This is a genomic window from Tatumella sp. JGM94 (assembly GCF_018257595.1).
Classification (GTDB): domain Bacteria; phylum Pseudomonadota; class Gammaproteobacteria; order Enterobacterales; family Enterobacteriaceae; genus Tatumella; species Tatumella punctata.
In genome coordinates, this window is the sequence record NZ_JAERJN010000021.1 from 50,174 (window position 1) to 61,674 (window position 11,501).

The window sequence follows — 11,501 nt, forward strand, 5'->3', positions numbered from 1 at the left end:
TCACTGGACACGCCGGCATCCGCGGTACAGCGCCCCCGTAAATTGCGTTTCAGCAGACAGCGGTTAGGTCATGCACTATTGCCCTGGGCATTACCGGTGGTACTGATTGTGTTATGGCAACTGGCAGCACAGGCTGGCTGGTTATCGGTAAGAGTTTTACCGGCACCGGTCACTATCGGTAAAACATTCTGGCGTATGACCCTGAGTGGGGAACTGGGGAGTAATCTGGCAATCAGTACCGCCAGAGCACTGAGTGGCTTTGCTATCGGCGGGTCAGTCGGCCTGATACTAGGGCTGATCACCGGGTTATCACGCCCCGGCGAGCGGCTGCTGGATACCTCAATACAGATGCTGCGTAATATTCCTCACCTGGCACTGATCCCGCTGGTGATCCTGTGGTTCGGGATTGATGAAAGTGCCAAAATTTTCCTGGTGGCCCTCGGAACGTTGTTTCCGATTTACCTGAATACCTATCACGGGATCCGCAATATCGACCGTGGGTTGCTGGAAATGGCCCGCAGTTACGGGCTGAGCGGTTTCAGTCTGTTTCGTCAGGTGATCCTGCCGGGGGCACTGCCCTCAATTATGGTTGGTGTTCGTTATGCCCTCGGGGTGATGTGGCTGACGCTGATCGTTGCGGAAACTATCTCTGCTGATTCCGGCATTGGTTATCTGGCGATGAATGCCCGTGAATTCCTGCAAACCGATGTAGTGGTCGTGGCAATCATTCTTTATGCATTACTCGGCAAGCTGGCAGATGTCTGCGCGGTGTTGCTGGAACGCGTCTGGTTACGCTGGAATCCGGCATATCAGTCAGGAGGGAAATCATCATGACTATCAGTCATCAGCCATCCGGTACGCCACTGAGTATTCAGCGTGTCAGTAAAACGTATGCTGACAGAACCGTATTAAACAGTATCGAATTAGAGGCAGGAGCAGGTCAGTTTATTGCGGTGGTTGGCCGCAGCGGGTGCGGGAAAAGTACTTTCCTGCGCTTACTGGCGGGTTTGGAACAGGCGGACGCGGGAAATTTACTCAGCGAAGGACGGCCGCTACAGGAGCGGCAGCAGGATACCCGGCTAATGTTCCAGGAAGCCCGGCTACTGCCGTGGAAAAGTGTACTGGATAATGTGGGGCTGGGCCTGAAAGGCCAGTGGCGTGAACAGGCAGCTGCGGCACTGGATGCTGTCGGTTTAGCGCACCGTGCCAGAGAGTGGCCTTCGGCCCTGTCCGGTGGACAGAAACAACGAGTCGCTCTGGCCCGCGCCTTGATCCATCGCCCGTCCCTGTTACTGCTGGACGAACCCCTGGGTGCGCTGGATGCTCTGACCCGCATCGAAATGCAGGCACTGATTGAGTCTCTGTGGCAGAAGCAGGGTTTTACTGTGGTACTGGTCACCCATGATGTCAGTGAAGCGGTCGCGCTGGCCGACAGGGTGGTACTGATTGATGAAGGAAAAATCACCCTGGATTTAACGATAGATGTCCCTCGTCCCCGACGCCGCGGCGATCCGCGCCTCGCTGAACTGGAAGCCGGGGTACTTGAACATATTCTTGTCCCGGCAAAAACGCCGGCAGCAGAGCAACCCCTGAGGAATATTGTATGAGCAGGATAAAAAATCACCGGCGGTTAGCCGGTTTTATTCAGCAATTGTCTGCACTGCTGGACCGTTATCCCCGCCATGATGAAGCGGAAATTTTACAGCACAGTGCTCCGTTGCTGGCTGAGCTGGTCAGGGAAGATGACTGGCTGGATGATGAATTTGCACAGCCACATCCGCAGCATTATCAGCAGTATCTGCTGCATATGGATTCCGCGCAGCGTTTTTCTGTGGTCAGTTTTGTCTGGGGACCGGGCCAGCGTACGCCGGTGCATGATCACCGTGTCTGGGGGCTGATTGGTATGTTGCGGGGCGCTGAAATATCACAGTCGTTTATCCGTGATCAGCATGGTCTTACTCCGTCACAACCTCCGGTACAGCTCACCCCGGGAGAGGTCGAAATTCTGTCACCGCTGACAGGTGATATCCATCAGGTGAGTAATGCTTTTAATGACCGGGTCTCGGTCAGTATTCATGTCTACGGGGCGAATATAGGTCAGGTCACGCGGGCAACCTTCCGGCCGGATGGTAGTGAACAAACGTTTATTTCCGGTTATGCCAATCGTTATTTACCGAATATATGGGGATTATCCGCTGATGAGTGATAAACATCATTTCAGATTACGCAGCGCTGCTGATATCCGTCAGTCATTGCTGGCGAACCAGGAACTGGCACTGCTGGATGTACGGGAAGAGGCGGTATATGCCACCGGGCATCCGTTGTTTGCGGTTAACCTGCCATTATCAAAATTAGAACTCGACGTTTTTGCCCGTATCCCACGGCGTAGCACACCGCTGGTAGTATTTGACAACGGGGAAGGACTTGCAGAGGTGGCTGCGCAGCGATTACAGCTGCTGGGCTACAGTGATGTCGCTTTATTGCAGGACGGTCTGCAAGGATGGAAACAGGCGGGAGAACAGCTGTTTATTGATGTTAATTCTCCGTCAAAAGCCTTTGGTGAACTGGTGGAGTATCAGCGGCATACACCATCCCTGGCAGCAGAAGAAGTGGCTGAACTTCTGGCCTGCGGAGCGGATGTGAAAGTCTTCGACGTCCGCCGTTATGATGAATACCAGACCATGAATATCCCCGGCAGTATCAGTCTGCCTGGGGGAGAATTGCTACTGCGTATCCGTGATCATCTGCAATCAGAAAACACCCGGGTAGTTATTAACTGTGCAGGGCGTACCCGCAGTATTATCGGTACACAGACCCTGGTAAACGCCGGTCTGAAAAATCCTGTGGCAGCACTGCGCAACGGCACCATTGGCTGGACTCTGGCCGGTCAGACACTGGAACACGGTCAGTCGCGGCATTATGGCGAACCGGGTGAGGAGAATCTGTCACGGGCACTTCAGGAGGCGCAACAGGTTGCCGCACGAGCCGGTGTGGAATCCGTGTCTCTGGCGCAGTTATATGACTGGCAGCGCCAGAGCGACCGAACCACATATCTGTTTGATATTCGCAGTGCCGGAGAATTTGCCGCCGGACATTTGCCTGGTGCCCGCCATGTGCCCGGTGGCCAGCTGGTGCAGGAAACTGACCATTATGCCAGTGTGCGTGGCGCACGGATTGTACTGGCCGATGATCTGCAAGCCAGGGCCTGGATCACTGCTTCATGGCTGGCTCAGATGAACTGGCAGGTGGCAGTACTCGATGCGCCGGCAACTGAATTTACTGAGCAGGGGGACTGGCGGGCCCCGGTACCGGCGACGGGGTTGCATCCGCAGGTTGATCCACTTACGGCACTGCAATGGCTGACCACCGGTCAGACGCAGATCCTTGATTTCACGACCAGTGCTAATTACCGGAAAGGGCATATTCCGGGAGCTTACTGGCTGCTGAGGGCCGATATACCTGCACTGCTGGCATCGGGGACATTCCCTGACGCAGAACGTTACGTTGTCACTTGTGGCAGCAGTCTGCTGGCCCGGTTTGCTGTCGATCAATTGCAGCAACTGACCGGAAAACCTGTGGTGGTACTGGAAGGCGGGAATAGTGGCTGGCGTGCCGCGGGACTGGCAGAAGAAGAAGGCGAAACCCGGTTATTATCAACGCCTGAGGATCGCTACCGCCGTCCTTATGAAGGCACAGATGTTTCGCCGCAGGTGATGCAGGCCTACCTTGACTGGGAATACGGGCTGGTGGAGCAACTGGAAAAAGATGCAACCCACGGTTTCAGGGTTATTTAATCTCTGACAGAGCAGGCTGTCGGACATGCTGTTTTTCCGGTAATGGCTGAGGCATCCTGCTATGTCGGTTGCCGCAGCCTGAACCCGGATCCGGCAACCGTTACAGTAAATGGATATTAAAGCGATGAAATATTGCTGCCCAGCCAGCAAAGAGAAGCACCGTGGATAAACAGCATATCAGCAGTGCGGGCCAGAAGCCCCACAGCTGATAAGCCCCGGGAAAAACAAGAAACATAGGCAATGTCGGTACCACATACCCAAAAGTATACCAGCCATGGCTGGCTATTTTTTGCTGACACTGTCCTTCTGCTTTCATCCAGATAAGCACCGGCACGGTGACCAATGGCAGTACGGCCAGTAATCCGCCCGGCCGGTCACTGCGTCTGGCTGTTTCCGAAATAAGCACGACCATTCCCGCCGTCAGGGCATATTTTATGATTAACCACAACATGGCACTGCCTGCCTTTATTTTTGTCCGGTGAACGCCGCACGGCAAATGATGCCTTACCCGGCCAGAATCGATAAAAATACATCTGTGTTTTTTATACATTGCCGGAAGTGTATAATTACCGGTTGCAGGCGCCGGGGTGATTAAACACTGCGGCAGAAAAAGCGTAACAGTGAAGGGACGGGGCGATGCTGAAAGAAAATTTCAATGAGCTGCAAATCTTTCTGATGGTAGCCAGAGAAAGAAGCTTCACTAAAGCTGCAGCGAAGCTGGGTGTTTCGCAGTCAGCCCTCAGCCATGGTATAAAAGCACTGGAAGCACGACTGAACCTGCGGCTGCTGACACGGACAACCCGTAGTGTGGCACCGACCGACGCAGGAGAAAGGATTATTGCCTGCCTTGAACCGGGGATTGCTAATCTGGAACAGGAACTGTTGTCGCTGGTACAGCTGGATGGTATTACCTCAGGAAATATCCGTTTATCGGCAGGGGAACATGCCGCACGTACACTGTTATGGCCAAAACTGAAACCTTTCCTGAAAGAGTATCCGGAAATTAAGCTGGATCTGGTGGTGGATAATGGTTTTGTGGATATTGTCGCCGGGCAGTTCGATGGCGGTGTGCGGCTGGGGGAAAGTGTCGAGAAAGATATGATCGCAGTAAAAATCGGTCCCGGTTTCCGGCTGGCAGTGGTGGGTTCACCGCAATATTTTGCTCAGCACAAGGCTCCGCAGGTTCCCAATGATCTGCATAATCATCGTTGTATTAATATGCGCTTGCCTACTGCGGGCGGCGTCTATCACTGGGAATTCGAAACAGAAGGGAAGCCGTCACGGGTCAGGGTTGAAGGACAACTGACATTCAATCAGTTACATGAAAGAACAGATGCGGCATTATCGGGGTTTGGTCTGGCTTTTGTCCCGGAAGATACGGTGCGCCAGTATCTGGACAGTGGCGAGCTGATTCAGGTACTGGCATCATTCTGCCCGACATTTTCCGGTTATTACCTCTATTATCCCAGCAGAAAGCAACACCCCCCTGCGTTTTCTCTGCTGATAGAAGCTCTGCGCGATACGGAATAACCGGCAGGGGCGGGCCAGTACAGGCAGACAGAGTCTGTCCGCGCTGGCGGGTTACCGGAGTCTCAGACTGTTTCCCCGCGGCAGATAAGCGGCGGGGCAGCTAAACATCAAGCTTACGGGCTGCCAGCCACTCTACTCTGGTTGGATCCCGGTGAGAGAAGAATGCACTGGTAGCGGTATCAATGGCTGTGATTTGTTGTATATCACCGGCGCTCAGTTCGAAGTCGAAAATATCAATATTCTCAGCCATACGCGTTTTTCGGACCGTTTTTGCCAGCGAGACAATCTGACGCTGATACAACCAGCGCAGGATCACCTGACCAGTACTTTTGGCGTATTTTTTACCGATGGCGGTCAGTTGCGGGTGTTCAAACAAACCGTTCCGGCCCTCGGCGAAAGGAGCCCAGGCCTGAGGGGCAATACCACGGCTTTTCATCCAGGGGACAGCATGCAACTGCTGGTTAAACGGATTAACCTCGACCTGATTAACCGCCGGTGTGACCTGATTAAACGCAGTCAGATCCGCCAGCCGGTCCGGATGGAAATTACTGACCCCGATGGCGCGGATTTTTCCTGCCTGTTGCAGTTCTTCCATTGCCCGCCACGCACCGTGGACATCACCGTAGGGCTGATGGATCAGGTAGAGATCCACATAATCCAGCTGCAGACGATTCAGTGATCGTTCGAACTGGGCTTTGGCACCCTGATAGTGAGTATCCTGCAGCCATAATTTGGTGGTGACAAACAACTGGTCACGGGCAATCCCACTCTGTTTTAGCGCATTTCCGACCTGAGTTTCGTTACAGTAAGCTGCAGCAGTATCAATCAGCCGGTAACCCGTTTCTATGGCATCCAGCACGGCCCGTTCACATTCGGCGGCATCGGTCATCTGAAATACACCAAAATCCGTAAGAGGCATCGCGATACCGTTATTCAGTGTCACTGTGTCCATCAGACTCTCCTTTGATAGTGTCGTTCTGTGAGCTTAACCCGTGGTATTTATCAAATAAAGACCAGTAATCAGCTAAGGCTTAGTCATCCTGCTCATCAATGTCCACCGCAGTCCGTGCCACGGCAGGACGCTGGCGGGCGATTATTCCTGCTGACCGGCGCGGGCAGTCAGCGCCATCACCAGGCTGGCCAGCGTAAATAAGCCAATAATCCATCCCATCGTCCGGGGGGTACCGTTACTGAATAACGCCAGTAATAGCGAAGAGATAATGCCACTGCCATACTGTAATGCACCGATCAGCGCCGATGCTGAACCGGCAAAGCCGGGTACTGCATCCAGCGCACAGGCTGTTGAAGTGGCGGCAATAACACCATTCATCGCGAAAAATATAAATACAGAGATGATAATCAGACCAATACCACCGATATCGGCGCCGGTACCTGCGGCCAGTACACCGGCCGCGGCCGCGGCAACCGTAACCGCTACCCTGAGCAGATTCTCCAGCGGGAAGTGTTGTACCAGCCGGCGGTTGACGATACTGAGTAACATGACTCCGAGAATATTGACCGCAAACAGCCAGCCATAATATTGCGGGTCGATATGGAAATAACTGATATAGACAAAGGGTGAGCCGGTGATAAAAGCATATGCAGCCACGTAATAAAATGTCAGACACAGGGTAAACCGCATATAGTTTGCATTAGTCAGTAACTGATAATAGTTTCTGAATGCCCCGCTGAGTGTCACGCTTACCCGGTTTTCACTGGTCAGTGTTTCCGGTAAGAAACTTATGGCCGCCAGTAGCAGAATCCCGATAATAACCAGCAACCAGAATATTGCGTGCCAGCTGGTTATTTTAATCATCTGACCGCCGATTAACGGCCCGGCAATTGGTGCAATCGCCATAATAATCATCAGAGTCGATAGCATCTGTGCGGCACGGGTCCGGCTGAACAGATCACGGATCATTGCCCTGGCGAGCATCGGCCCGGTACATGCACCGAATGCCTGAAAAATCCGCCACATTACGATCTGCAGCATATCTGAGGATAATGCACAGCCGGCAGAACCAATAATGAATAAAATCAGGCCAATAAACAGGGGACGACGGCGGCCATAGCGATCACTGATCGGGCCCCAAATCAGCTGGGCGAGACAGAAGCCGGTCAGAAACCCGGTCACTGTAAGCTCTGCATTACCCAGCAACTCTTTGCTCATGACCGGCATCGCGGGTAAATAAATATCAGTAGATAACGAAGTGACCGCCATCAGTGCACTCAGGATAATAACAAATGACACCCCGGTGGTTTTACCGGAGTGTGGCCGGGTTTTAAGCATTACTTTCCGCCAGAATAGAATGGGTAACCTTATAGTAACCGGTTATCAGTTACCGATAATCCCTGTCCGGTGGATAAACGTTATGAGTGTGTCTCATAAATAAACTGACCGCGGTATGCAGATAATCTCTGCTACCGGTAAATGTCGGGATTTTTCAATAACCATAATTACAAACTGTGAACAGCTTCGAATTTATCACTAATAAAAAGGCTTTATCTTCCATAAAAAAAACTTTCCGGTTATCAAAGAGGTGAATAAATCCGGTGTACAGGGCAGCAGAAACGTCGCGCCCCTCTGCTGATACTCGCTATCTGCCTGACTTGCGGTAGTTTTTACTGGGAGACATTATGCATTCTTCTGAAAATACCTCCGGACCCCGCGGTTTCTTTGGTCACCCGTATCCGCTGGGCCCTCTGTTTTTTACGGAAATGTGGGAACGGTTTTCGTTCTACGGTATCCGGCCACTCTTGATCCTGTTTATGGCTGCCACTGTGTATGACGGCGGTATGGGCATGGCACGTGAACATGCGTCGGCGATTGTCGGTATTTTCGCCGGCAGTATGTATCTGGCGGCACTGCCGGGAGGCTGGCTGGCCGATAACTGGCTGGGCCAGCAGAAAGCAGTCTGGTACGGCTCAGTGCTGATTGCGCTGGGGCATTTATCGATTGCATTATCTGCATTCGCGGGAAACCGCCTGTTCTTTAGCGGCCTGCTGCTGATTGTGCTGGGATCAGGGCTGTTTAAGACCTGTATTTCCGTAATGGTCGGTACCCTGTATAAAGCCGGGGATGAGCGCCGTGACGGTGGTTTCTCATTGTTTTATATGGGAATAAATATCGGGTCTTTTATTGCACCGCTGATTTCTGGCTGGCTGCTGACTTCCTATGGCTGGCACTGGGGATTTGGTATCGGCGGGCTGGGTATGCTGGTGGCATTGGTGATCTTCCGTGTGTTTGCGGTACCCTCCATGAAACGTTATGACCGGCAAACGGGGCTGGATTCGGTGTGGGATCGTCCGGTGTGTGTCCGGCCCGGGATTGGACGCTGGCTGGCTGTGGCTGGCCTGCTGCTGGTGGTGGTCGCCGGATTAATGATTCAGGGAACATTACAGATAAACCCTGTATCCGTAGCCAGTGTGTTGGTGTACCTTATCGCTTTCGCGGTTGTGGCTTTTTTTGTCCGGATGTTTTTCTTTGCCGGGCTGAATAAAAATGAACGCAGCAGGCTGGTGGTTTGCTTTATCTTGCTGATCGCCGCGGCCTTTTTCTGGTCTGCCTTTGAACAGAAACCGACATCATTTAATTTATTTGCAAATGACTATACTCAGCGACAGCTGGGTGATTTCACTATCCCCGCGGTCTGGTTTCAGTCACTGAATGCATTATTTATTATCCTGCTTGCCCCGGTTTTCAGCTGGTTATGGCCAGTACTGGCCAGAAGTCACTTTCGTCCGGACAGCCTGACCAAATTTATTACCGGTATTCTGTTTGCGGCCGGCGGGTTCGGACTGATGATTCTGGCGGCACAACAGGTGATCAGTAGTGGCGGGGCCGGCGTCTCGCCGTGGTGGCTGACGGGCAGTATTTTGTTGCTGACACTGGGTGAGCTGTGCCTGAGTCCGGTCGGGCTGGCGACTATGACTCTGCTGGCACCGGATAAGTTACGCGGGCAGGTGATGGGGCTGTGGTTCTGTGCCAGTGCGCTGGGAAATCTGGCTGCCGGCCTGATTGGTGGCCAGGTCCGGGCTGATCAGCTGGAAAGCCTGCCGGACTTGTTTGCGCGCTGTTCACTGGCCTTAGTGATCTGCGCGGTGGTGCTGGCTTTACTGATTATTCCCGTCCGCCGTATGCTGCAGAGTTATCGTCAGCCTCCGGTTTCAGGTGAAATGAGGTGAGTTATTCAGCCGGTGTAGCGGATATTTACGCCACACCGGCCATGGCCGTGAGTGGTGGCAGAACAGAATATCGCCTGTGTAATACCCGCAGGATCATTCCGTGTGTTGTTTAATTTTACCCTGCTTTCGGTTATAGGCTATATTGGCAGATTATCCTGACATTTTTATCACCGGTGATTCTGTAATGGCTTTTATTCCTAAAAACTACGCGCGGCTGGAAAATGGTTATCGCGAAAAAGCACTGAAAATATACCCCTGGGTGTGCGGACGTTGTACCCGGGAGTTTGTCTATTCCAATCTGCGTGAACTGACAGTTCACCATATTGACCACGATCATACCAATAACCCGGAAGATGGCAGTAACTGGGAGTTATTGTGTCTGTATTGTCATGATCATGAACACTCAAAGTACACCGAAGCTGATCTCTATGGGACCACGGTGGTTGCCGGAGAAGATGCACAAAAAGACATTGCCGCGGCGACCCATAATCCGTTTGCTGATCTGAAGGCATTGCTTAATAAGAAGTGATCTCCGTTACAGGCAGAGGGAACGGAGACCTCTGCCGGAGCCAATCAATCGCTGTTTTTCTGAGGCAGTAATACGCAGCAGAACGGCAGAGGGAGGGCAGGGCTGCCCGACCGGTAATTTGCTATAATTTTTGCCATTGGCGATGCTAAATACGCGGGGACAGGGCTTACATGAATTTTTACGGGATAGAGTATTTGCAGGCACAGTCTGCTCTGAGTGATTACTTAAAATATCTGCTTATTTTCAGTACATTGTCTGTTTTGATTGTTGTTTTCATTCTGTATATGCGTCATCGGTTACAAACAAAATATCGTGACCTGACTATTATTGCTTTTTTATTTCTTATTTTTATTTCCGGTGTGCAGTATGCCGATTATACAAACAGTGAAAATATACACTCCCAGTCTTCACAAATGGTTAACCTGGTCCGGTTATTAGCTAAAGAGAAAAATGTCAGTGTGAATGATGTTTTTTCTGATTCTGTTCAGTTGTCAGACGGGGTAATAATAAAAATAGATAATAAATATTATCGTGTAAATCTGAATGCTGACCTTAATTCTTATAGCCTGACGGAAACCTGGTTAACTAATCCCACGGTTAATATTATCAAGTAAGGAGACATAATGCCGGTTTATACACCAATTATTATCAAGCTGGGGTTAGGTATTATCTGTCTGATCGTACAGATTAACCTGATGGGGAAAGGCAACCTGGCACCTTCTTCTGCGATGGACCAGGTACAAAACTACGTACTGGGCGGAATTATCGGCGGTGTGATATATAATGAATCGATCACTGTTTTACAGTTTTTCCTGGTGCTTATTATCTGGACTCTGCTGGTATTGGTCGTTAAGTTTTTAAAAGAAAATAATCACTATGTTAAGCGTATTGTAGACGGTAAGCCGATTAATCTGGTCTATAACGGCAAAGTTGATGTTAAAGAATGTCTGATGAACGGTATTTCAGCTAATGACCTGATGTTTAAACTGAGATCGAACGGGATTTATGAAATAGGACAACTTAAAAGGGTGGTTCTTGAACAGAACGGACAACTGACTATTATCCAGGCCGGTGATGAAAATATTCGTTATCCGATTATTGTTGATGGTATGGCAAACCATGATGTGCTTGAAATAATAAATAAGGACAGAGAATGGTTAGAAGCACGGATTGCTGAACAAGGGTTTAATAAAATCAGTGAAGTCTATCTCGGGGAATATCTGTCCGGGCAACTGAATCTTTATGGATATAATCGCTAACGTTAAGGCCCGGTGGCGTGGGCCTTAACAATCCGTGCCCGGGGCATTACCTTTTACCTCTGAATAGCGGTTCCCCGTGTAAATATCTGGCTCTGTGCATCTTCCTTCCGCCATCAGTGATGGAGTTTCAGCAGCCGCACTGCGGCGGACGGGTTAAGGCCCGGGGGCGCGGGCCTTAACAATCCGTGCCCGGGGCATTACCTT

Annotated in this window: 12 protein-coding genes; 9 read left to right on the top strand and 3 right to left on the bottom strand. The window is 51.3% G+C overall.

Annotated elements, in window-relative coordinates; all coding sequences use genetic code 11:
* Positions 1-42 precede the first annotated feature (42 nt).
* The 4 genes from ssuC to JK216_RS14250 are packed head-to-tail and all read left to right on the top strand — an operon-like array spanning position 43 to position 3,794.
* The gene (gene ssuC, locus JK216_RS14235) at positions 43-834 is read left to right on the top strand and encodes an aliphatic sulfonate ABC transporter permease SsuC (RefSeq protein WP_249213208.1); all 792 of its coding nucleotides are present in this window, start codon (positions 43-45) and stop codon (positions 832-834) included.
* Positions 831-1,607: an aliphatic sulfonates ABC transporter ATP-binding protein gene (ssuB, locus tag JK216_RS14240; protein WP_212709569.1), complete on the top strand. Its 777-nt coding sequence runs from the start codon at positions 831-833 to the stop codon at positions 1,605-1,607. Before ssuC ends, ssuB begins: the two co-directional genes overlap by 4 nt.
* Positions 1,604-2,206, top strand: coding sequence for a cysteine dioxygenase (locus JK216_RS14245; protein WP_212709568.1), 603 nt, complete (start codon positions 1,604-1,606; stop codon positions 2,204-2,206). The genes ssuB and JK216_RS14245 overlap by 4 nt, the downstream gene beginning before the upstream one ends.
* Complete coding sequence (locus JK216_RS14250) at positions 2,199-3,794, top strand: rhodanese homology domain-containing protein (RefSeq protein ID WP_212711857.1); 1,596 nt, start codon at positions 2,199-2,201, stop codon at positions 3,792-3,794. The genes JK216_RS14245 and JK216_RS14250 overlap by 8 nt, the downstream gene beginning before the upstream one ends.
* A 100-nt stretch (positions 3,795-3,894) precedes the next feature.
* Here JK216_RS14250 and JK216_RS14255 read toward each other — a convergent pair whose 3' ends face one another.
* Positions 3,895-4,245 (bottom strand): DUF3147 family protein, encoded by a 351-nt coding sequence (locus tag JK216_RS14255; protein ID WP_212709566.1) that lies wholly within the window; start codon positions 4,243-4,245, stop codon positions 3,895-3,897.
* 185 nt (positions 4,246-4,430) lie between these two features.
* On the opposite strand from JK216_RS14255, the gene JK216_RS14260 reads away from it, so the two are divergent.
* Complete coding sequence (locus JK216_RS14260; RefSeq protein WP_212711856.1) at positions 4,431-5,324, top strand: LysR family transcriptional regulator; 894 nt, start codon at positions 4,431-4,433, stop codon at positions 5,322-5,324.
* A gap of 100 nt (positions 5,325-5,424) precedes the next feature.
* On the opposite strand, the gene JK216_RS14265 is transcribed toward JK216_RS14260, so the two are convergent.
* Both JK216_RS14265 and JK216_RS14270 read right to left on the bottom strand, forming a co-directional pair.
* Positions 5,425-6,276, bottom strand: coding sequence for an aldo/keto reductase (locus tag JK216_RS14265; protein ID WP_212711855.1), 852 nt, complete (start codon positions 6,274-6,276; stop codon positions 5,425-5,427).
* A 141-nt stretch (positions 6,277-6,417) separates the two neighbouring features.
* Positions 6,418-7,614: a multidrug effflux MFS transporter gene (locus JK216_RS14270; RefSeq protein WP_212711024.1), complete on the bottom strand. Its 1,197-nt coding sequence runs from the start codon at positions 7,612-7,614 to the stop codon at positions 6,418-6,420.
* Positions 7,615-7,961: 347 nt separating this feature from the next.
* Between JK216_RS14270 and JK216_RS14275 the strand changes: the two genes are divergently transcribed.
* From JK216_RS14275 to JK216_RS14290, 4 genes are all read left to right on the top strand, one after another.
* On the top strand, positions 7,962-9,509 hold the full coding sequence (locus JK216_RS14275; protein WP_212711023.1) for a peptide MFS transporter: 1,548 nt from the start codon (positions 7,962-7,964) through the stop codon (positions 9,507-9,509).
* Positions 9,510-9,693: 184 nt separating this feature from the next.
* Complete coding sequence (yajD, locus tag JK216_RS14280; RefSeq protein ID WP_212709561.1) at positions 9,694-10,038, top strand: YajD family HNH nuclease; 345 nt, start codon at positions 9,694-9,696, stop codon at positions 10,036-10,038.
* Between the two features lie 170 nt (positions 10,039-10,208).
* On the top strand, positions 10,209-10,652 hold the full coding sequence (locus JK216_RS14285) for a DUF3290 domain-containing protein (protein ID WP_212711854.1): 444 nt from the start codon (positions 10,209-10,211) through the stop codon (positions 10,650-10,652).
* Positions 10,653-10,661: 9 nt separating this feature from the next.
* A complete protein-coding gene (locus tag JK216_RS14290; RefSeq protein WP_212709559.1) occupies positions 10,662-11,297 on the top strand; it encodes a DUF421 domain-containing protein in 636 nt (211 codons plus the stop codon).
* Positions 11,298-11,501 lie beyond the last annotated feature (204 nt).

What these genes read in the sequence shown, in the direction of transcription:
- ssuB (WP_212709569.1), top strand. Translation starts at nt 831, where the DNA reads ATGACTATCAGTCATCAGCCATCCGGTACGCCACTGAGTATTCAGCGT.
- JK216_RS14245 (WP_212709568.1), top strand. Translation starts at nt 1,604, where the DNA reads ATGAGCAGGATAAAAAATCACCGGCGGTTAGCCGGTTTTATTCAGCAA.
- JK216_RS14250 (WP_212711857.1), top strand. Translation starts at nt 2,199, where the DNA reads ATGAGTGATAAACATCATTTCAGATTACGCAGCGCTGCTGATATCCGT.
- JK216_RS14255 (WP_212709566.1), bottom strand. Translation starts at nt 4,245, where the DNA reads ATGTTGTGGTTAATCATAAAATATGCCCTGACGGCGGGAATGGTCGTG.
- JK216_RS14260 (WP_212711856.1), top strand. Translation starts at nt 4,431, where the DNA reads ATGCTGAAAGAAAATTTCAATGAGCTGCAAATCTTTCTGATGGTAGCC.
- JK216_RS14265 (WP_212711855.1), bottom strand. Translation starts at nt 6,276, where the DNA reads ATGGACACAGTGACACTGAATAACGGTATCGCGATGCCTCTTACGGAT.
- JK216_RS14270 (WP_212711024.1), bottom strand. Translation starts at nt 7,614, where the DNA reads ATGCTTAAAACCCGGCCACACTCCGGTAAAACCACCGGGGTGTCATTT.
- JK216_RS14275 (WP_212711023.1), top strand. Translation starts at nt 7,962, where the DNA reads ATGCATTCTTCTGAAAATACCTCCGGACCCCGCGGTTTCTTTGGTCAC.
- yajD (WP_212709561.1), top strand. Translation starts at nt 9,694, where the DNA reads ATGGCTTTTATTCCTAAAAACTACGCGCGGCTGGAAAATGGTTATCGC.
- JK216_RS14285 (WP_212711854.1), top strand. Translation starts at nt 10,209, where the DNA reads ATGAATTTTTACGGGATAGAGTATTTGCAGGCACAGTCTGCTCTGAGT.
- JK216_RS14290 (WP_212709559.1), top strand. Translation starts at nt 10,662, where the DNA reads ATGCCGGTTTATACACCAATTATTATCAAGCTGGGGTTAGGTATTATC.